Genomic DNA, 21,612 nt, shown 5'->3' with positions numbered 1-21,612 from the left:
GGGCCAGGGCCATTGGACAGGCAACCATCTATGGTTTATCCATTATTATCATTTACGTCGCCCTGGGCATGCTGGTCACCATCTTCTTCGGCTCAGATGCGCTCAATGCCCTCTCTACCAATGGTGTCTTCAACTTCCTGTTCTTTTTATTACTGGTAGCCTTTGGAGCCTCCTTTCTGGGAGCCTTTGAGATCACCCTGCCCAGTTCATTTGTCAATAAGATCGACGCCAAATCTGATCAGGGAGGGCTCATAGGGATCTTTTTTATGGCTTTCAGCCTTGCCCTGGTGTCTTTCTCCTGTACAGGTCCGCTGATAGGGACCCTGCTGGTCGACGCCGCCTCCAAGGGAGACCGTCTCGGCCCGGCTATCGGCATGTTCGGTTTCTCGCTGGCCCTGGCTATTCCCTTTGCCCTCTTTGCTCTGTTTCCATCCCTGCTCAACTCGCTCCCCAAATCCGGTGGATGGCTCAACAGTGTAAAGGTGGTGCTCGGCTTTCTGGAGCTCGCCTTTGCCCTTAAGTTTTTATCCAATGTGGACCTGGCCTATCACTGGGACTGGCTGGACCGGGAGGTGTTTTTGGCCCTCTGGATCGTTATCTTCGGTTTAATGGGACTGTACCTGCTGGGCAAATTAAGGTTTGCGCACGACAGTGAACCGGCCCATCTTTCCGTACCGCGCACCTTCTTTGCCATCATTGTCCTTTCATTTGTCGTTTACCTGATTCCCGGTATGTGGGGGGCTCCCCTGAAATCGGTCAGTGCCTTCCTGCCGCCCAGTGCCACGCAGGACTTTGACCTGAGTACCAATATAACCGTCCCTTCTACGGCTGCCCACGGAAGTTCGGTAAAGAAGAAATATGCCGAAATTTTTCACGAACGCGGTACCCCGAAAGGGTTTGACCCTTACTACGATTACCAGCAGGCCCTGGAAGTTTCAAGGGAGCTCAAAAAACCTGTACTGATCGATTTTACCGGCTGGAACTGTGTGAACTGCCGTAAAATGGAAGCCAATGTATGGACCGAACCCAAGGTGAGAGAACTGCTGAACAATGAATTTGTGATGGCCGAGCTTTTTGTAGACGATAAGACGGCACTTCCCCAGGAAGAACAGTATGTTTCCACCTACAGCAAAAAGAAGATAAACACCATCGGTAAAAAATGGAGTGATTTCCAGGCCGCTACATTCAATAGCAACTCACAGCCTCTATATGTGATTGTAGATGGACAGGGAAAGGTACTGGTGCCACCACAGGGAGCTAATTATGATCCCAAAAATTATATAGACTTTTTACAGAGCGGGATAAGCGCTTATAAAGAACAACAACAATAATATTATTTATTGCATAGTAAGACTTATTATATTTGCCAAATGAGTACAATTAGAAATATAGCCGTATTTACATCAGGGGGAGATTCACCCGGTATGAACGCAGCCATTAGAGCCGTAGTGAGAACAGGATTACATTATGATCTTAATGTATTTGGTATACAGCGAGGCTACGACGGTATGGTTAATGGAGATATTTTTCCAATGGATGCGAAATCTGTGGCTAATATTATTCAGCGAGGAGGTACCATCTTAAAAACAGCACGTAGTAAAGATTTTATGATGCCAGAAGGCAGAGAAAGGGCGTATAAACAACTGAAAAAGCTTGATATCGACGGTCTAGTCGCCATTGGAGGGGATGGAACATTTACAGGTGCTGCAAAATTTATAGAGGAGCATGATATTCCAGTTATGGGACTGCCCGGCACTATTGACAATGATCTTGCCGGCACCGATTTTACGATTGGTTATGACACTGCCATTAACACGGTAATCAGTGCTGTTGACAAGATAAGGGATACAGCAGAATCACATGATCGCTTATTTATAATAGAGGTAATGGGTCGTGATTCAGGTCTAATTGCTTTGAGGAGCGGTATAGGCACAGGAGCCGAGGCTATTTTAATACCTGAAAGTTCAACAGATTCCAAAGCTCTTTTAGAGAAGCTAGCGCATGGAAGAAAAAACAAATCCTCAAAAATAGTCCTTGTTGCTGAAGGCGATGAAGAAGGCGGAGCATTCACAATTGCTGAATTAGTAAAAAAAGAATTCCCTAATTATGATACACGCGTTTCCATTTTGGGACATATTCAACGAGGAGGTAGCCCTACGTGTATGGACCGGGTATTGGCTAGTAGATTAGGCGTTGCGGCAGTAGAAGCGCTACTAGCGGGCAGAAAAGGGGAGATGGCCGGTGTGATAAATGGAGATGTAGCCTTTACACCGTTTAACAAGGCAATAAAACATATTGACTCATTAACACCGAGTCTTCTCAAAATAGTAGACATTCTTTCATAATTTAAAACCTTAGGCTCATGTTTGGAGTTTATGGTTAACAAACCCCTTATGGATTGTGACTTTCGATTAAAGGTTTTTTATACTGCCGCAACACAGCTGAACTTCACGAAAACTGCTGCTGAGCTTTTTATATCTCAACCTGCGGTCAGCAAAAACATCCAAGAATTGGAACAACAAATCGGACAAACTCTTTTCGAACGTAATGGCAGCCGATTAAATCTTACACCAGCAGGTACTGTGCTTTTTAAACATGCTCACATTATTATGGAGCAATATAACAAAGCATCTTACGATCTCTCCCTTTTAAAAGGAGAAACCGCTGGCTCACTGAAGCTAGGTGCAAGCACGACTATTTCTCATTATGTTATTCCACTAATATTAGCGAACTTCCATCAACATTATAAGGACATTCACATCCAGGTTGCACATGGTAATACACAGCAGGTAGAAGACTGGTTAACTGCCAATAAGATAGACCTTGGAATAATAGAAGGGTTAAACCAAAATAGATCAATGAAATATACTCCGTTATTTAACGATGAAATCGTTTTGGTTACCGGCGCGAACAATCCGCTTGCATGTCAAGAAGCAATTGCACTAGAAAAACTAAAAGAATTTGATTTTGTTATGCGTGAGGCAGGGTCAGGCACGAATGATGTCATTGCAAAATATCTAAAAGCGAAAGATTTGGAAATACAAGACCTCAAAATCAGCATCAATTTAGCAAGTACAGAAAGCATTAAGCAATATTTACTTCATAGCAATAGTTTCGCGTTCCTGTCCATTCATGCAATTATCCGGGAAATACGGGAAGGTCTTTTAAAAATAGTCGATATAGAAGATTTTAGCATCGAAAGAAGTTTTTTCTTCATCCACCCTCACGGGGTAATGGCCGACCTCTCTAGTCTTTTTATGCGATTTGCCAAACAGCAGAAGCAAACGTTTTACAGTGTAACGTAGTTTTGCAGCTTCATATTTTTTAAAACAACAGGAAGGTGGAAGTGCCTTCCTGTTGTTCAGTTAATTTCTTCCTGCTCTTCTTTCCTTCATTCTATTTTGCCGTTCCTGGAGTAATTTATCATACGCCTTTTGCTGATCATCGGTTAAGACGCTTTTGATTTTTCCCTGACTTTCTTGCCTAATTCCCTTCATCTTTTCAAAATTATCCCTTCTATTATTCGCATCACCTTGTTGAAATAGCTCCTGCTGTTTCTTTGCCTCATCTAAAGAAAACGCATAAATTGAATCTTTTTGAACTTGTGTGAGGGTTAATTCTCGGTTCAACATATCAACACTCCTTTTCGCTCGCTGTTCAGGATCCATTCGCGTCCCTCCACGAGATTGTTGTGCATTAGCAAAGGAAGTCATACCTAGTATGGCTATAACCATTAAAAAAATTTGCTTCATAAATTCTCCATTCTTCTGTAGAATAGTTAGATACAAATTAAAGAAAAGGTTTAACCACCAGACTATTTTTTCAATTTGGCTTTAAATACTTTTTGAAACTTATCCAATTTAGGTGCGATAACAAATTGGCAGTAGCCTTCCTGTCTGTTAAGGTTGTAATAATTCTGGTGATAATCTTCAGCTATATAGAAGTCACCGTAAGGTTTAACCTCTGTAACAATCGGTTTGTCATAAGCTTTCTCTTCGTTCAACCGCTTTATATAAAATTGGGCCTTGTCCTTTTGATCTTTATTATGATAGAATATTGCTGATCTGTATTGAGTTCCCACATCATTGCCTTGTCGGTTTAATTGTGTCGGATCATGTGCAACAAAAAAAGCCTCCACTAGCTCATCATAGCTAATAATGGCTGGACGATATATAATATTTACCGCCTCTGCATGACCTGTATTTCCAGTACAGACCTGCTTATATGTCGGTTTTTTTATGTGCCCGCCCGTATAACCGGATATAACTGTATCCACCCCTTCCAACTGCTGAAATTGAGCCTCGACGCACCAAAAACATCCAGCCGCAAAGGTGGCGGTGTCTAGTAACTTATCAGATTTATTTGAAGTAGCCATCATCGTGCTACGTTCTTCTGCATTTTTGTTAACCTTTCCAGCACAACTGAACAAAAAGCTTATCAGCAAAAGCGAAAGAACAAAATATACTTTCATGGTTATTAATTTAAGACCAATGCTAATCAATCTACCTTTAAAATAATCTTACCAAATTGATCCGAATGATCCATTTTTCGAATAGCTTCCTCAGCATGCTCTAATGGATAAACAGAATCAACTATTGGTTTAATTTGGTGTTTATTAACAAACGCAATCATTTCATTAAAATCTTTTGGAGACCCCATTGTACTTCCAAAAATACTCAGTTGTTTCCAGAAAATTTTTCTAGCATTAAGCTCGGGCAAGTCGCCAGACGCAGTCCCACCAAAAAAAACAATTCTTCCACCCGGTCTAGCAAGATCAACATGATGGGTAAACCCTTTTCCCAAAGCACTATCCACAATTACATCAAAGCCCGCTTCTGGTTTTATCTTTTCTGCCCAATCCTTATCCGTATATAAAACACCTGCTTTTGCTCCTATATCAATAGCTTTTGCTATTTTATGTTTTTTTCCGGAGGTTACATATACCTCTGCACCTGCATGAATTGCCCACTGAAGAACAAAAGTAGCAACACCCCCTCCAACGCCAACAACCAACACTTTCTCACCTTTTTTTAATTTAGCCCTGCTAAACAATGCTCTCCAAGCAGTTAGGCCTCCTAGCGGAATGGCTGCTGCCTCAATTGTAGTTAAATGAGCAGGTATATTATACAAGTTCTGTACAGGAATTTTAACATATTCGGCAAATGTTCCGTCCTGAGGTAAGCCTAGTATATTAAAATCGGCCGACTGAGCAGCTTCATTATCTCCCCAATTTAAAGAAGGATTCATAATTACCTCCTTGCCTATCCAAACGCTTTCTGACTCACTTCCTACCTCTTCTACAACCCCTGCTCCATCAGACCCTAAAATTATTGGAAATCTTAATCCAGCATATTGCCCCTTTTGTATCCAAAAGTCTCTTCTGTTTAATGCGGCAGCATTTATTCTTACAAGAGCTTCATTCGCTTTTAATGTAGGTTTCTTAGTAAATTTCACTGTTAACGGCAAATTTATTCCGTCTAACACCATAGCCTTCATAGCATTTTCTTTATTTAAAAAAAGCAGTGCCCGCAAATACAGACACTGCTTTTAGGAGTAATATTATGATTGTCCTTATTAAATTAAGGATTATGTGTCTACTTCTTTGCTGCTGCGTAACGTTCTCCAACAGATTTCCAGCAAATAACATTAAAAATCGCTTCTAGATAAGCTGGGCGTTTATTTTGATATTTTAAGTAATAAGCATGTTCCCATACATCAATACCTAAAATCGGCGTACCTTTCACCTCGGCAACATCCATCAAAGGATTATCCTGATTGGGTGTAGAAGTAACTTGCAATTTGCCAGCGCCGTCAATTACTAACCAAGACCAACCAGAACCGAAGCGAGTGGCTCCAGCGTCTTGTAATTTTTTCTTAAGCTCATCAAATGAACCAAATGTTTCCTCAATTGCAGCAGCTAATTCACCACTCGGTGTAGTTTGTGCTTCTGGAGATAAAATTGTCCAGAATAATGAGTGATTGAAGTGCCCACCACCATTATTACGTACCGCTGGAGAATATTTTGATATATTTTTAATGATCTCTTCGATAGAAAGTGATTCTGCATCCGTACCAGCAATTGCTTTATTTAAATTATCAACATATGCTTGATGATGCTTCCCATGGTGAATCTCCATAGTTTCTTTATCAATATGTGGTTCTAATGCGTCTGGTGCGTAAGGTAACGCAGGAAGTGAAAAAGCCATAACTTTGTGTTTTTTTATTTGTTTGATTTGTTATATCACAAATATAACGATATAACTACTTAATTGTTCTCGGCAATTTAGTTTTTATAAGGAAATGACAATAGGATTTTTTTACCCTAAGTGATCAGCCTCACCACTTGCCAAGGAAAGCATTGTATCTATAGATTTATAGCGATTTATAGCCTTTTCATTTGAAAAAAGCGCTGCATTAATTCTCTACATTCAGGTTCCAGCACGCCGCTAATGACTGTTGTTTTAGGATGTGTAATTTTCTTTGAAACAGCAGTATAACCTCTTTTAAGATCTTGTGCACCAAATACAATTCTTTTAATTTGCGACCAATAAGAAGCTCCGGCACACATAACACAGGGCTCTATAGTAACATAAAGTGTGCAATCCTTTAAGTATTTACCTCCGATATAATTTGCAGCTGCTGTAAATGCCTGCATCTCAGCATGTGCAGTTACATCATTCAATGTTTCAGTAAGGTTGTGGCCCCGTGCAATAATTTTTCCATTGTGAACAATGAGTGCTCCGATAGGTACCTCATCTTTATCAAATGCAATCGCGGCCTCCTTTAGTGCTTCTCTCATGAAAAATTCGTCAGACACTGTATCATTAATATCTTCAAAATTGATATATTTCATTTGCAAATTTTAAAGTCTGTGAGAAAGAAATTCTATTTACACCTTGTTGGTAGACAAATAGTCCCATTTTCATTAAACCCTATCAAATAAGTTTAGAACCATTTGGAACAGAACCGGAAACAGTGCTTAATACAATATCTCCATTTTCATCAGCAAAACCGGTGACCAGGCATTCAGACATAAAAGTAGCTATTTGTTTTTTAGGAAAATTAACGACTCCTATTATCTGTTTCCCTATTAAGTTATCAGCACTATAGTGTTTAGTTATTTGAGCGCTGCTTTTACGAATACCGATCGCTGATCCAAAATCTATTGTCAATTTATAGGCCGGTTTACGTGCCTCAGGAAAATCAGTCACTTCCAAAATGGTTCCCACGCGCAGTTCTACCTTTTCAAAATCGTTCCAGTTTATCTCTTGCATGGGATAAAACTAAGAATTTTTTTTTACTCATAACGAAGTGCCTCTATAGGGTCAAGCTTAGATGCTTTTGAGGCGGGGTAAAACCCCGAAACCATTCCAACCAATATACAAACTACCACCCCCATTCCCATCCATACCCAGGGCACAATAAAGCTAGTGCCCAATGCCATGGCGACAATATTTCCAATAAGGATACCAAGTAAAATTCCCCCCACACCCCCAATAAGGCAGATAACAATTGCCTCTGTTAAGAATTGCACCCTTATAACTTTAGGCGTTGCGCCAATTGCTTTACGTACACCTATTTCGCGGGTTCTCTCTGTTACAGATACCAGCATAATATTCATTAAACCTATCGAAGCACCTATTAAAGTAATAACTCCTATCGCAAAGGCACCGAGTGCTACATAGGTTAAACTGCTTACTAAAATTTGGGCAACGGCATCACTTTTTGTTATTTCAAAATTGTTCTCCTGTGTTACAGCTAAACTTCTTATATTTCTAAAAAGTGCCGTAGCTTCACCAATTGCCGGCTCAATATTTTGAGCATTGTTACTCATTACCGTAATGGTATATGATGGTGTCTCTCCCTGAACAACTGCTCGCGCTTTTAACAGTGGTATAACACATGTTTTATCTGCACCCATTCCGGCACTTGACCCCTTATCCTCCAATACGCCAATCACAAGATACCGAGCATTACCAATTACTAGATTTTTATTAAGCGGATCTTTACCATTTTTAAATAAGCTTTTCTTGATTTCACTGCCTATTATTGCCACGTTAGCACCAAGTTCAAGTTCCCTTTGGGTAAAGTTACGTCCGCTACCCAACTTGTAGCCGCTTGTTTGTAAATATTGATCGTCTCCACCGGTAATTCCAATATTTGGATTTGACTGTTCATTCTCATATTTAACGACTGCGAAACTTGACACAGAAGCGCTGATGGATACCACTGCAGGATAGTCAAACTTTTCCTTAAAAGCCATTGCTTCCCGATAAGAAATTTTTTGAAAAACCTTCGGACGCGTACCTCCTCCGCCGATGCGCACGTTAATACCACGGTTGCGAATATTAAAAGAATTTGCTCCCATAGCGGAGAATGAGTCGGTAAGAGAATTCTGAATGGCATCAATAGAAGTAAGGATACCTACCAATGCGGTGATACCTATTGCAATAATAAGCGCTGTTAAAAAAGTACGGAGTTTATTACTCGCAATTGATTCAAGCGAAAGCCTAACATTCTCCCTGAAGGGCATTTTTACCGACATAGCAAATCAGATATTTGCTATTAAGACCCATAAAAGAAATATATGTTACAGAATTTCTGTTTTATACCGTCAATACAGGTTGCTTCCCTTTCACCAATTCAAAAATTGTAATTTCAGGTAAAATACCAACCCTACCAGGATATCCCAAAAACCCATAACCTACATTTACATACAGTCGCTGGTGACCTTCTTGGTATAAGCCGGCCCATTCATCATAGACATATTCTGCAGGACTCCACTGATAATGCTCACCTCTCACACCAAACTGCATACCATGTGTATGCCCGGCGAACATCACGTCAATATCTTTATTATTAAGAATCTGTGCACGCCAATGCGAAGGATCATGAGAAAGCAAAAGTTTTACGGGTAGATCTTCTGTACCTTGTTTAGCCAAGTCAATTTTTCCATATTTAGGAAAACGCCCTGTTCCCCAATTTTCCACACCCAATATACCAATACTTTCATTGTCTACCTGTAATTTTCTATGCTCATTTAATAATAAATCCCAACCCATTACTTTATGGATCTCTTTGACATGTTTGAGGTTCCTCCTTTTTTCAGGACTATCTTCCTTTCCGTAGAAATAATCACCATAGTCATGATTTCCCAAAGTGGAAAAAACACCTAAAGGCGCTTGTACTTTTGTAAACAGGTCTTGATAATTGCGCATTTCTTCCGCCTTATTATTCACTAAATCACCTGTAAAAAAAATCACATCAGGCTTTTCCCCAAGTAACATGTCAATACCACCCTGAACCGCGCTTTTATTATAAAAGCTACCGGAGTGTATATCCGATATCTGGCCTACTTTCATGCCATGAAATGCACTTGGTAAGTTGGGTAAATATAATTTTTGTCTACGTACCCTGTAATCGTACCCGCCCACAGCAATTCCCCAACTGAGTGTTGCGAATGGCACCGCTGCCACCAGTATACCTGCTCGCGTTAGAAATTGCGATCTATTTATTGTGTTAGGTTTTTCATCCAACGTGGTGGAAGAAATTGGTTCATCTTCCAAACGAAGTTCACTAGCCTCTCTTTTATTAAGTAGTTTTCTGCCCGCCCAGACCCACCCCCTTCTGATATCATCTATGAGGAGTACCAGTACATAGAAAACTTTGCTAGTGAACGTCAGAAAAAAGGCAACCAACACCACTGATCTTACCATTAGGGGAATATTAAAATAAATACCCACTATTACGCCAATAAGCAATACAAAACTGTATCCCCACCAGAGCATCTTAAAAAGATTGCTATTGGCCCATTTGAGTGTACTTCTGCGCAAAGCAACATAGATATAGAAATCTATTATAAGTAACACAAAAGCATTGAAGAGAATAAGTTTCATCCGTAAATCCTGTAATAATTTTCAACCGCTCTAATAAGTAGCTTTTAATGATTCCATTTCGTTGGCAAGCACCATCTGCTTAAGTGCTTCTATCCACTTAGGATGGTCATTTAAACTAGGCACCAACTCAACATGCTCGCCGCCAAGTTTTTTAAATTCCTGCCCATATTCTTCGGTAACTTCATAAAGCGTTTCCAAACAGTCTGCCACAAAGGCGGGACAAAGAACAAGCAGGCGTTTAACACCCTTTTTTGCCAAGTCTACTAAAACATCGCTGGTATAGGGTTGTACCCAAGGATCTTTGCCTAGACGAGACTGGAAGCAAACGGTATATTTCTCTTTGTTAACCTGTATTTTAGCTGCAATTAATCGAGCTGTTTCATAACACTGGGCAGCATAGCAGAACTTGTTGCTTGTTGTTATTTGTGCACAACACGAAGGCGCCGCACAACCGTGTTTACCCGAATTATCCACATTTTTTAATTGCCTTACCGGTAAACCGTGAAAACTGAAAAGCACATGATCATACTTTTCGGGCTCCTTTTCTTGTGCATTATCGGCAAAGGCTTCAATCATCAGCTCATTATCATAAAATTGATTGATAATTGAAATCCTTGGAAAAGCATGCCATGTAGCCATAAGCTTCATTACCTTCTCAATAACTGATCCCGTACTTGCTGAAGCATATTGAGGAAATAACGGGATTATTTGAATGCTATCCACCAGGGCTAATTTTAGCCGTTGCAGCGCTTCTTCTATGGAAGGTTTCTGATACCGCATAGCTAACTCCACTTGATAATCACTGCCCAATTCCTTTCGCAAGAGATCCGCCTGTAACTCACTAATATACAACAAAGGAGACCCCTTTTCCTTATCCCATATTTCGTTATAAAGTTTTGCGGTTTTCGGACTTCTAAAAGGAACAATAGCGCCTCTCACCAATAAATTACGTTGAATTGTCCCAATATCAATAACTCTTCCATCCATTAAAAATTCATCTAGATATTTTCTAACGTCAGATACTTTTGGGCTATCGGGGGTCCCCAGATTGATTAACAATACTCCTTTTTTTGCCTTCATTAATTAGCAAACAATTTTCTGTAAATAATTCTATTCATGTAAAACGGGAACCATTGGCTTTATTAAGGCTTCCGTTTTATTTCCATCAATAACGTTCTAATGAAAAATTGGTTTATAAAATCTTTTAAAAAGAAATAAACCGGTGCAAAGTTACAAAATAGATAGGGCTTTGATTTTACTGTAAAATAATGTGAGGTTTGTATGATAAATTACGCATTTATAATTGCTCCAAGGTATTTTTTACCTTTTGCATTAACCACATGGGCGTGGAAGTTGCGCCACAAACTCCTACCGTTTCATTCTTCTTAAACATCTCCTGTTTGAGCTCTTGAGGATCTGAGATAAAATAACTATGCTCATTGTGTCGCAAACATACATCATACAACACTTTGCCGTTGCTTGATTTTTTACCCGATACAAAAACAATTTTATCGAATTGTTTTGCAAACGTCGCAAGATCCTCATAACGATTTGATACTTGCCTGCAGATGGTATCATTTGCCTTTACCTCATACCCTCTTCGCAACAGTTCATCTTTTATGCTATAAAACTTATCTGTACTTTTAGTGGTTTGACTGTATAGGGTAAATTTATCGGGAAGCTCTACATCCTCTAGCTCGGCAATATCCTGAAAAACAATTGCTTCATTGTTTGTTTGACCTTGCAGGCCAATAACCTCGGCATGACCGTGCTTTCCAAAAATCAGAATCTTCTCATTATCATCATAGGAAGTTTTAATTCGGTGCTGTAGTTTCAATACAACAGGACAAGAAGCATCTATTAAAGTAATATCGTTTTCAAGTGCAATACGGTAAGTATCGGGAGATTCCCCATGCGCTCTAATTAGTACTTTTTCATTTTTTAACTGAGGTAGGTCTTCATGTGATATAATTCTGAGCCCCTTCGCTTTTAACCGTGCTACTTCCTCATCATTGTGAACAATATCTCCCAGGCAATACAAATAACCATCTTCTTCCAGGATTTCTTCGGCCATATCAATAGCATACACTACCCCGAAGCAAAAACCGGAATCCTTATCGATAGTGACTTGTAAATTGAAATCCATTTTGCAAAGATACTTAATTTAGTTATTAGTTACTATGGTTGGCTTTTTGTAAATCACATAGCAGTCAATTTCTTTTAATAAGCACCTACTTTAAAACATTTAACAGCTTAAACATCTTCTGCCGCATATTATAGGCAGTCCCCTCATAATTATTTACTAACAAACTAAATACCAAATCCTCCCCTCCCGATGAATGTTGATAGCCGGTATACCCTAAAACACCTCCAATTGTGCCGCTTTTCATTTTCATGCCATTATATACAGGCAGGCTCTTATAATAGCTGTCAAACCATGTTTCTTTCTTTATCGATGTCAATATGCGGGCCATCGCCATCGTTGTTACTCGATTCTCGGGAGAAAGACCACTACCATCAAAAATCCGTATAGCACCTTTTGAAATCCCTAACTTATTTACCCAAAAATCTCGCAGCAGTTCAGCGGCTTCTTCTGTTGTCGTCTCTTTCTGTTGTTTTAAGGCCATTGACTTTAATAAAGCCTCCCCGTATAAGTTAATGCTTTTTTGATTAAACCAATAAACCAATTCTTGCAAAGTGGGCGAAACATGTGTTGTCAACACTTTTCCAACGAGCGGATTTACCCTGCCCGAAATATACAAGGCCTTACCTGTGGTAGCTGGACGGCTTACTTGAATTCCTTTCGCTTCGAGCGCTAGTTGAAGTCTCAAGGCCGCATCATATGCAGCATCCGGTAGGGCGATTTGCACCGCTTTCTTTAAATCGGCACCATAAGTTCCACGTAAATAAATTATAGATGAATACGGCGACGAATAAGGATAAACTTTGTCGCCAGATCCGATCGGCCCTGTGGTAGACTCATTCACTAACTTTAAGTAAGAAATATTTGGTGCGGTTGCAACTAAAGTCGTCGCATCACCTGACTTTATTCCGGCTCGTAGTTTAACATCCACTAAATTCTCACGCCAGTTCAAGCCAGAGATTCCCGCACCATAGTAACTACCCAAATCTTGCCATATCCATCTTGGCCCAGCTGTTTGGCCGCCATAGATATTATCGTCTGCTATAATGCTTCCCTTGATTTTCTTTATGCCCGCAAGTTTAATAACGTTTGACCATGTTTCTAATAATAAGGACTCCTTTGTCTTCTCAAAACGATCACTTCCAAGAGAAGGGTCGCCACTCCCTTTAATGATAATATCGCCATTCAGCGTTCCATCTGCGCTTATTGTTCCATTGTAAAGTAAATCCGTTTGATAGGTAAAATCAGTACCTAAAAGATAAAAGGCAGCGGCAGAAGTAATCGTCTTAAGAGTCGAGGCAGTCGCTAGACCGATTTCTGCATTTTTGGAGAAGACAATTTCTCCCGTCTTAGCATTTAATACTGTTAAAGAAGATATGCCATGTTGAAGACTTAGATCATTTTCAAACAATTGATATGCATTGCTTATTTTTTGCTTCAAGCTTTGTGCATGAAGACCCGATGTATAAGCCAACATTGCGAGTGCAGAAAAAAACAATAAAATTTTCTTCATCCGTTATTTTATTTAAAGCGCTAACTCCACATATACAGGCAAGTGGTCTGACGCGTAAGGCTCCTGTATTACCAGGTGTTTTTTCTGTTTGAAAGCGGTCTTAGGCTTATACATCACAAAATCAATTTCCCTATCTGGATTTTTCTCCGGGATAGTAAATGCTGCAGCCCCTTCCACCTTAGTTCTTGAAAAATATTGATCAAAATAGTCGATAACATCAGATCCTGGCTTGGCGTTAAAATCGCCACATAAAATCACTGGATGTTTATATTGATTTAGCTTGTCGGAAATTGCTGCAGACTGAAGGATTCTATTCTGTTCTTTCAAATCCAGGTGCGTACAGGCAAAAGAAACAGGTTTGCCTTTTTCGGGCTCAACCGTCACGACAGCTAGCACTCGGGGTTCTCCACCACTTCCTTCCGCCATCGGTAAACGCAAGCTGTCTACTTTAAGGATAGGAAACTTTGAGAGAACGGCTATGCCGTAGGCTCCTCCTTCATAATCTATTCCCTTCACAAAAAAATGATGCATGCCGGTTAAACGCCCTAATTCTTTCGCCTGGTCCAGTTCTGAGCCTGATCGCCGATTATTAACATCCACTTCCTGTAAGGCAACTAAGTCTGGTTTCTTTTCATTAATCACCTTCGCAATTGCTTTTAAATCTATAAACTCAGGTTTTGATGGTGGATTAGCATGATGGATATTATAGGTGAGAATTTTCAGTAATAGTCCCTTTTTTTTCGCTTGGGTAACTGTTACAGTTAATCCAAAAATAAAAACTACAAGAAAAAAAGAAGTTATGATACGGTTTTTCAGTTTTAACATAATCTATTTCATTTTTACAAAAAGGATGTGCTAAATTTAATCTTTTACAATACAAAACAGGCCCTAAGATAATACATAAATATAAAAAGGGAAGATGTTAATGACACCTTCCCTTTTTATATTTATGTATTATCAACTAAATTAACTGCTTTTTCACAAGGTATTCTGCAATCTGCACGGCATTAGTCGCAGCACCTTTTCGAAGATTATCAGCTACAACCCAAAGGTTTAGTGTTTTGTCCTGGCTTTCATCTCTGCGAATACGTCCTACAAATACTTCATCTTTCCCATGGGCATCTTTCGGCATCGGGTATTTCAAATTAGTCGGATCGTCTACAACAATCACCCCGCTTTGATTTGCAAGCAATTCGCGCACTTCCTGAAGATCAAAATCCTGCTCAAACGCTATGTTGACAGCTTCCGAATGCCCACCTATTACAGGAATACGAACAGTTGTTGCCGTTACCCGAATGCTGTCATCACCCATGATTTTATTCGTTTCCTTAATCATCTTCATCTCTTCTTTTGTATATCCATTTTCTTGAAATACATCTATTTGAGGAATGACATTTAAGTCTATTTGATAAGGATAAGCTTTTTCTCCCTCTTTTCCCGCACGTTCATCATTTAATTGCTGAACAGCTTTTACGCCCGTTCCTGTAACGGATTGGTATGTAGAGACTACTACCCTTTTTATCTTATACTTTTCATGCAAGGGTTTCAACACCACTACCATCTGTATCGTAGAACAGTTTGGATTAGCGATGATCTTGTCGCCCACTGTAAGCACCTCTGCATTTACTTCTGGAACTACTAATTTCTTGGTCGGGTCCATCCTCCAAGCAGAAGAGTTATCAATAACTGTAATACCCGCTTCCGCAAATTTTGGTGCATACTCGGTTGAAGTACTGCCACCAGCAGAAAATAATGCTACTTGAGGTTTCAACTCAATTGCTTCGTTGGGTGTTACCACCTTGTACTTCTTTCCCTTGAATTCAATTTCCTTACCCTTACTTCTTTCTGAGGCTACCGGAATTAATTCTGTAACTGGGAAATTGCGCTCTGCTAAAACTTTTAACATCTCCGAACCCACTAGGCCGGTAGCGCCAACAATTGCAACTTTCATTGTTCTCTTTTAAAATTTTAATTTTTTATTGAATTTTATTTTTAACTGCCAAACATACAAATTTTAGCGCTAAAATTTGAAAAAATAACAAAACTATAAAAAAGAACCCGTTCACTTTGTTCATTCTTCCTTTTAGCGTGTTCCTTATTATAAAAATCATTTCCTTTTTGGTATCTTGGAAACAGCACCGTTAAACCTAATAGCTATAAACCTTTATCACCCTAGTAAATCAACAAACAAACCAATTGCTATGACAAAAGTTCACTATTTTCTATTGATACCCTTGCTCTTTTTCTTTCAGGATGCGAATGCCGTCAAACCTAATGCACTAACGGACAATAGAAAAGATACACTTAAAAAGCTTCTACCCGATGACACCACCAATGCTTCCGTTATTGAACTCTTTCGCGCCCCTCAGCTGTCCCATTTATGGAAAGGTAGTCGAGAAAAGTTTGAAATAAAAAACCAACGGTTACAGATAACCGGAGCATACCTAAGCCCTATCGCATTAAGTCATCCCAATGTTCAAATAGATAATACCTTATGGGAAATCGGCCTTGAAGTTGAAACTGCCCTTAGTGTGCAGAACAATATAAAAGTATTTTTAACCGCTGATAAACAGCATCTCTTAACCGACCATAACGGCTATCATTTACAAATAGATGGTTCGCAAAATCAACATACTTATCAAATATGGCAACAGAGTGGTACTATTAGAAGAAGCGTTTTTCGGAGTAGGCCTCTTGAAAATAAAGATGAGTTTTTTAGAGCAAAGGTCAGGATAACACATGACAAACTTGGTTACTGGAAAATTTACACCGATGAAGACAACAACGGTAAGTTCACTGTGCTAACATCATCCGAGGGGGATAGCGCCGTTTATAATAGAACCTACCGTAGTAGTCATTACGCGGGATTCCTTATTAACTATTCTGCTACTAATCAACAAAAATTCAGCATCCATTACTTTATGATAAAACCACTGGAGAAAAATCCAACAGATGGAGAAAGTCCGCTACCCCGTACTCCACAACCAGGTGATATTTTGATCAATGAAATACTTCCAAATCCAAAAACAGGCAGTGCGACGTTTGTCGAAATCTATAACAATTCAGATAAAGAATATGATCTGCAGGACTTACAGCTTGCACGAATTTTAGCCCCAGATAGCATCCGTTCAACGCATATTATCAGTAACGAGTTTACTACCATTTCTCCAAAAGAATATATCGTATTAACAAGAGATCCATCTCTGATACAGCAAGCATATCATACACCGAACTCAAATGCCTTTATTGAAATGTCTTCCATGCCTCAAATGAATAACAAAGATGGAATCATAGCCTTAATCAGCAACAAAATAATCATAGATAGACTAGACTACGAGGAGACTATGCACCATCCATTTATAAAAAACCCTAAAGGTGTCTCGTTAGAAAGAAGGTCTTTTGAAGAAAAAACCAATGCACCGGGCAATTTTACCTCTGCTGCCGCAACGGTGGGCTATGCTACCCCAGGTTATAAAAACTCACAATATGCACCTTCCACCCCTCATCAAAACGATGTCTGGTTAAATTCAAAAACATTTTCGCCTGATCACGATGGTTTTGAAGATTATTTACATATAAACTATCATTTCAACACAAGTGGAATCATGGCAAATGCCTATATCTACAATGAACAAGGAAGGGTTGTACGGCATTTATATCGTAATCATTCCTTGAGTACAGAAGGAGAACTTTTATGGGATGGTCTGAACGATCAAGGCCAAGCGTTACCTTTAGGAATATATATTGTGTATTTCGAAGTATACAACGCAATCGATAGCGTAAAGAGATATCGCTTAAGTTGCGTATTATCAGCTAAATTTTAGTCTATATACAGCACTACAAATTGCATATAAACGCTATTTTATCTAAGTTTGTGGGCGATGGAAGAAAGTATAATTATTATTGGGTCTAATGGCCAAATTGGCACTGAACTTGCCTTGGCATTACGATCAAAATATGGCGTAGAACGAGTGGTGACATCCGATATTAGAGAACCTTCAATAGTAGCGCAAGGGCCTTTTGAACTCATTAACGTATTGGATAAGGAGCTGCTAAGATCAATATTTGAGCAATACCATCCCACTCAAGTATATTTGTTAGCGGCAGTGCTTTCGGCAGTTGGAGAGCAAAATCCCAAAATGGCTTGGGATCTAAATATGACTGGCTTGTTAAATGTACTTGATCTAGCAGTTGAATTCAATGTTTCGAAAGTTTTTTGGCCAAGTTCAATAGCTGTTTTCGGCCCTCATTCTCCCAAGGAAAATACTCCCCAATATTGCATAATGGATCCGAATACTGTTTATGGACTTAGTAAACAAGCCGGTGAACGCTGGTGCGAGTATTACTTCAATAAATATAATTTAGATATACGCAGCATCAGATATCCCGGACTCATAAGTTGGAAAACCGCTCCCGGAGGAGGTACAACAGATTATGCTATTCACATCTTCCATGATGCCCTGAGCAAAGGTTCATATGACTGTTTTCTTTCTGCCGAGACCAAACTTCCTATGTTGTATATGGAAGACGCCATTAGGGGCACTTTAGAGCTGATGGAAGCTCCTGCCACCAATTTACGGATAAGAAGCAGTTATAACCTCACCGGCATCAGCTTTACACCAGAACAGCTGTCATCCGAGATAAAAAAACATTTGCCATCGTTCTCTTTATCTTATTTGCCAAACGATCCGAGACAAGCGATTGCCGATAGTTGGCCATCATCCATTAATGATGATTATGCGCAACAGGATTGGGGGTGGAATCCACACTTTAATCTCGCAAATTTAACAGAAGAGATGCTTAGCAATCTCAAACAAAATTTAGAAACTACCTAAATATACTATTTTATGGGAAGAGCATTTGAATTTAGAAAAGAAAGAAAATTCAAAAGGTGGGCAAAAATGGCCGTGCAATTTACGCGACTGGGCAAAGAAATTGCCATTGCAGTAAAAGAAGGTGGGCCGCATTTAGAATCGAATTCGCGTTTACGTACCGCCGTTCAAAATGGTAAGGCGGTTAACATGCCAAAAGACCGAATTGAAGCCGCTATCAAAAGAGCCTCTGAAAAAGATTCTAAAGGCTATGAAGAACACGTGTATGAAGGATACGGCCCACATGGTGTACCGATTCTTATTGAAACTGCAACAGATAATACGAATAGAACAGTAGCCAATATAAGAAGTTACTTTGCAAAAGCGGGTGGTTCACTAGGAAAAACCGGTTCGTTAGACTTCATTTTTCAGCGTAAATCAATTTTCCGCTTTGCAGCCGGTGAGGAATTGGATGTGGAAGAGCTGGAGTTAGAACTTATTGATGGCGGCTTGGAAGAACTGTACATTGAAGAAGATGAGGAGGGAAATGATGTTGTTGTGGTGCAAACATCATTTGAGGACTTTGGCAACATGCAAAAACTGCTTGAAGAAAAGGGTATTGACGTAAAAAGTGCAAAATTAGAACGTATAAATCTATCCAATACAGAAGTTTCGGAAGAAGCATCTGCCGAAGTGATGAAGTTGGTAGATAAAATCGAAGAAGACGATGATGTACAAGCAGTATATCATAATATGGTTTAACATTGGTTATTGGTTCTTAGTTGTTAGTTCTTCGTTTAGATCGCTAACAACTAGCAACTAACAACTGGCAACTAACAAAATGACTTTCGAAGATTTTTTTATAAAAAAGCGGATAGATCTCCTTCAATTACAGGAGGCTGAACCTTTATTGTATAATGAATTCAAGCGTCATTTTGAATTAATGGGTGAAAAAAGCTTTGATCATACCAAAAAGTTCTGGTTTAACCGTTTAAGAAAAAGCTTTCATTTAAAGGAAGAAGTAAGTATATCAAAACCCCTTCCCGGTCCATCTTCTACGGAAGAGCAAAAAACAATTGCTGTTGAAGATGCTCCACAAGCAGCTAAGCCAACCGGATTTAAGCCCCGCTTCAAAGCGGTAAAATTGGAAGAATCGGATGAGAAAGAAACTTCTGAAAAGGAGGAAAAATCTTCTAACGAACGGGAAGGTACTCCGCAGAAGCCTGTTGGTTTTAAACCCCGATTCAAAGCCGGGCAAACAAGCTCGGCAGGAACTGAATCGTCATCAGGTAAAGAAGTTGAACAAGATGACACTTCCAATAAGGCTGAGAATCCGACCAATGAATCTGCTTCCGTAAATAAACCTAGCGGTTTCAAACCTCGTTTTAAAGCAGGCATCACAAAGGCAGCTGATGCCCCGCAAATCGATCAACCCATTCCTTCGGAGCGCGCACAACATCACCCTGAAAAAGCCGATCGGCCCAACGATGAAACAGCCCAATCGCTGGAAGAAACTAAACCGTTAGGCTTCAAGCCGCGTTTCAAAGCAGGAATTACCAATAGAAAAGCTAGCGACGGGGAAAAAACACAGGAAGAGATTACCAAGGAACAATCTAAAACCGATATCCCACCATTAGATGCAGCCGCAACAGTAAAAGAAGGCGATAAAGATCAGGTTTCCCAGAAACCTATGGGTTTCAAACCTCGCTTCAAAGCTGGTTTAACAAAGCAAATAGCCTCCAACAACGAAGATGCTCCAGTTAAAGCTCCGCAGACACCTTCCATTGAAACAGAAGAACAAGGGAACGAAAAATCTTTACCAGACGACGTAAAAAGCATGGAGGAAACAAAAGCACCTTTAGGTTTTAAACCTCGATTTAAACCGAAGAAAAAAGACGAATAAGCATCCACCTGTATTTACTAATCCTGTTGCGCTTTTATCACCCTTAGTATATTTCCACCTAAAATTTTATAAATATCTTCCTCATTATAGCCACACTTAATAAGGACCTCGGTAAGATTTGGATAATCGGCTACATCATTCAAACCAATAGGTGTTGATTCCATTCCATCAAAATCTGCCCCTAAACCAACATGATCGATTCCTGCTAGCTTCACAAGGTAGCTGATGTGATCCACGATCAAAGAAAGCGAAGGTCTGAGCTCTTCTTTAGCTTTTTGCGGCAATAAATTGAACTTTTTATCGACAGTAAGTTTAATGGTATCTATTTTACTTACATATTTTGCATATAGTAGCGATACTTTTCTCCTATAAGAGGGATCCAAAAAGTCCGAATAAAAATTAACCCCTATAACCCCATCATTTTTTGCTATTGCTTTTATTTGTTCGTCTTTTAAGTTGCGATAATGAGGATTAATTTGATATACATCACTATGGCTCACCACTACCGGTTTCGTACTGATAGCCAACACATCGTAAAATGTTTGTTCACCCACATGGGAAAGATCGATCATCATTCCTAACTTATTCATTCTTTCCACTACTTTCTTCCCAAAATCCGACAACCCAAGCTGTTTTGAATTTTTCCTTGATTCATCCGCAGCAGAAGAGGCCCAGTCAGTACTATTATTCCATGTAAGAGTTAAGTAGTTGACACCCCGCCTGTGTAAACTGTCGATATAGTCTAAACGATTCTCAATCATATGTCCGCCTTCCACCCCAATCATGGCCACTAACTTATCCTGAGCAATTCCTTTCTCAATTTCTCGCATATTAGTCCCTAAGACAATACCCGAATCCTTTTTTATTATCCTATTTAATGCATCAATTTGTTTATTTGCATAAGCAAATGGCGCTTTCTTTTTTCCATCACACCAAACGGAAAAAAACTGAACATCTATCCCGCCTTTTTTCAACCGCGGTAGATCCGTATGTCCCTTATGGATTGATTTCGTAATGTCTTTCCCCTTCATGACCGATTCTGACAATACATCATTATGCATATCTATAACTATCGCCTTTTTATGAATATCATCTACCTGCTGTCCATAAGCCATGCCTACGCCTAACGAGAGAAAAATCAATAGTTTAGTTTTCATTCAAATAATTTGTTTTAATGGCAATGAAGCTATCATGAGCAGTGTTCGTTATTGCTGTAAGTGTTTGCTCATGATGGTTTCATTTGAATAATTTGTTATTCATATTGTGTTCACCTTTTATTGCATTCATGCTGCCTTTGGCGGTTTAATGGCAACTTATCAGTTAACAGATGAGCTCTTACTCCTATT

The 21,612-nt window shown here is 39.5% G+C and carries 21 protein-coding genes; 7 read left to right on the top strand and 14 right to left on the bottom strand.

The features are described 5' to 3' along the window. The 3 genes from BMY50_RS16505 to BMY50_RS16495 form a co-directional block, all read left to right on the top strand. A partial coding sequence (locus BMY50_RS16505; protein WP_093326493.1) for a protein-disulfide reductase DsbD family protein occupies window positions 1–1,331 on the top strand: 1,331 nt, incomplete at its 5' end. A 39-nt stretch (window positions 1,332–1,370) separates the two neighbouring features. Further along, window positions 1,371–2,345: a 6-phosphofructokinase gene (gene pfkA / locus BMY50_RS16500; protein WP_093326492.1), complete on the top strand. Its 975-nt coding sequence runs from the start codon at window positions 1,371–1,373 to the stop codon at window positions 2,343–2,345. A gap of 48 nt (window positions 2,346–2,393) precedes the next feature. Beyond that, window positions 2,394–3,305: a LysR family transcriptional regulator gene (locus BMY50_RS16495; RefSeq protein WP_093326523.1), complete on the top strand. Its 912-nt coding sequence runs from the start codon at window positions 2,394–2,396 to the stop codon at window positions 3,303–3,305. Between the two features lie 60 nt (window positions 3,306–3,365). Here the strand turns inward: BMY50_RS16495 and BMY50_RS16490 are convergent, their stop codons facing one another. The 13 genes from BMY50_RS16490 to BMY50_RS16430 all read right to left on the bottom strand — a co-directional run bounded on the left by BMY50_RS16490 (window position 3,366) and on the right by BMY50_RS16430 (window position 15,503). Beyond that, window positions 3,366–3,752 (bottom strand): hypothetical protein, encoded by a 387-nt coding sequence (locus BMY50_RS16490; protein WP_093326491.1) that lies wholly within the window; start codon window positions 3,750–3,752, stop codon window positions 3,366–3,368. 62 nt (window positions 3,753–3,814) lie between these two features. After that, complete coding sequence (msrA, locus tag BMY50_RS16485; RefSeq protein WP_093326490.1) at window positions 3,815–4,471, bottom strand: peptide-methionine (S)-S-oxide reductase MsrA; 657 nt, start codon at window positions 4,469–4,471, stop codon at window positions 3,815–3,817. Between the two features lie 26 nt (window positions 4,472–4,497). Beyond that, entirely contained in the window at window positions 4,498–5,496 is a 999-nt protein-coding gene (locus BMY50_RS16480; protein WP_093326522.1) for a zinc-binding dehydrogenase, read from the bottom strand. A gap of 98 nt (window positions 5,497–5,594) precedes the next feature. Continuing rightward, entirely contained in the window at window positions 5,595–6,206 is a 612-nt protein-coding gene (locus BMY50_RS16475; RefSeq protein WP_093326489.1) for a superoxide dismutase, read from the bottom strand. Window positions 6,207–6,382: 176 nt separating this feature from the next. Then, the gene (locus tag BMY50_RS16470) at window positions 6,383–6,853 is read right to left on the bottom strand and encodes a nucleoside deaminase (RefSeq protein WP_093326488.1); all 471 of its coding nucleotides are present in this window, start codon (window positions 6,851–6,853) and stop codon (window positions 6,383–6,385) included. A gap of 82 nt (window positions 6,854–6,935) precedes the next feature. Beyond that, a complete protein-coding gene (locus BMY50_RS16465) occupies window positions 6,936–7,274 on the bottom strand; it encodes a tRNA-binding protein (protein WP_093326487.1) in 339 nt (112 codons plus the stop codon). 23 nt (window positions 7,275–7,297) lie between these two features. Continuing rightward, the gene (locus tag BMY50_RS16460; protein ID WP_093326486.1) at window positions 7,298–8,545 is read right to left on the bottom strand and encodes an ABC transporter permease; all 1,248 of its coding nucleotides are present in this window, start codon (window positions 8,543–8,545) and stop codon (window positions 7,298–7,300) included. Window positions 8,546–8,606: 61 nt separating this feature from the next. Next, the gene (locus tag BMY50_RS16455) at window positions 8,607–9,896 is read right to left on the bottom strand and encodes a metallophosphoesterase (protein WP_093326485.1); all 1,290 of its coding nucleotides are present in this window, start codon (window positions 9,894–9,896) and stop codon (window positions 8,607–8,609) included. A gap of 30 nt (window positions 9,897–9,926) precedes the next feature. Continuing rightward, a complete protein-coding gene (hemH, locus tag BMY50_RS16450; protein ID WP_093326484.1) occupies window positions 9,927–10,976 on the bottom strand; it encodes a ferrochelatase in 1,050 nt (349 codons plus the stop codon). 217 nt (window positions 10,977–11,193) lie between these two features. Next, entirely contained in the window at window positions 11,194–12,042 is an 849-nt protein-coding gene (locus BMY50_RS16445) for a 4-hydroxy-3-methylbut-2-enyl diphosphate reductase (protein WP_093326483.1), read from the bottom strand. An 85-nt stretch (window positions 12,043–12,127) separates the two neighbouring features. Continuing rightward, the gene (gene dacB / locus BMY50_RS16440) at window positions 12,128–13,552 is read right to left on the bottom strand and encodes a D-alanyl-D-alanine carboxypeptidase/D-alanyl-D-alanine endopeptidase (RefSeq protein WP_093326482.1); all 1,425 of its coding nucleotides are present in this window, start codon (window positions 13,550–13,552) and stop codon (window positions 12,128–12,130) included. 12 nt (window positions 13,553–13,564) lie between these two features. Further along, the gene (locus BMY50_RS16435) at window positions 13,565–14,377 is read right to left on the bottom strand and encodes an endonuclease/exonuclease/phosphatase family protein (protein ID WP_093326481.1); all 813 of its coding nucleotides are present in this window, start codon (window positions 14,375–14,377) and stop codon (window positions 13,565–13,567) included. Between the two features lie 136 nt (window positions 14,378–14,513). Next, a complete protein-coding gene (locus BMY50_RS16430; protein ID WP_093326480.1) occupies window positions 14,514–15,503 on the bottom strand; it encodes an aspartate-semialdehyde dehydrogenase in 990 nt (329 codons plus the stop codon). Window positions 15,504–15,753: 250 nt separating this feature from the next. On the opposite strand from BMY50_RS16430, the gene BMY50_RS16425 reads away from it, so the two are divergent. The 4 genes from BMY50_RS16425 to BMY50_RS16410 all read left to right on the top strand — a co-directional run bounded on the left by BMY50_RS16425 (window position 15,754) and on the right by BMY50_RS16410 (window position 20,266). Further along, the gene (locus tag BMY50_RS16425; RefSeq protein WP_093326479.1) at window positions 15,754–17,376 is read left to right on the top strand and encodes a lamin tail domain-containing protein; all 1,623 of its coding nucleotides are present in this window, start codon (window positions 15,754–15,756) and stop codon (window positions 17,374–17,376) included. A gap of 57 nt (window positions 17,377–17,433) precedes the next feature. Further along, window positions 17,434–18,387: an NAD-dependent epimerase/dehydratase family protein gene (locus BMY50_RS16420; RefSeq protein ID WP_093326478.1), complete on the top strand. Its 954-nt coding sequence runs from the start codon at window positions 17,434–17,436 to the stop codon at window positions 18,385–18,387. A gap of 12 nt (window positions 18,388–18,399) precedes the next feature. Next, window positions 18,400–19,125 carry a YebC/PmpR family DNA-binding transcriptional regulator gene (locus BMY50_RS16415; RefSeq protein ID WP_093326477.1) on the top strand — a complete coding sequence of 242 codons (726 nt, stop codon included), beginning with the start codon at window positions 18,400–18,402 and terminating at the stop codon, window positions 19,123–19,125. A 79-nt stretch (window positions 19,126–19,204) separates the two neighbouring features. After that, window positions 19,205–20,266, top strand: coding sequence for a hypothetical protein (locus tag BMY50_RS16410; RefSeq protein ID WP_093326476.1), 1,062 nt, complete (start codon window positions 19,205–19,207; stop codon window positions 20,264–20,266). 17 nt (window positions 20,267–20,283) lie between these two features. Here BMY50_RS16410 and BMY50_RS16405 read toward each other — a convergent pair whose 3' ends face one another. Continuing rightward, window positions 20,284–21,423, bottom strand: a complete 1,140-nt coding sequence (locus tag BMY50_RS16405; RefSeq protein WP_093326475.1) for a dipeptidase — start codon at window positions 21,421–21,423, stop codon at window positions 20,284–20,286. Window positions 21,424–21,612: the final 189 nt, after the last annotated feature.

It is taken from the genome of Olivibacter domesticus (assembly GCF_900109575.1).
GTDB lineage: Bacteria > Bacteroidota > Bacteroidia > Sphingobacteriales > Sphingobacteriaceae > Olivibacter > Olivibacter domesticus.
Note: the sequence above shows the minus strand (reverse complement) of the source record. Positions and strands in the feature narration are given on the sequence as shown.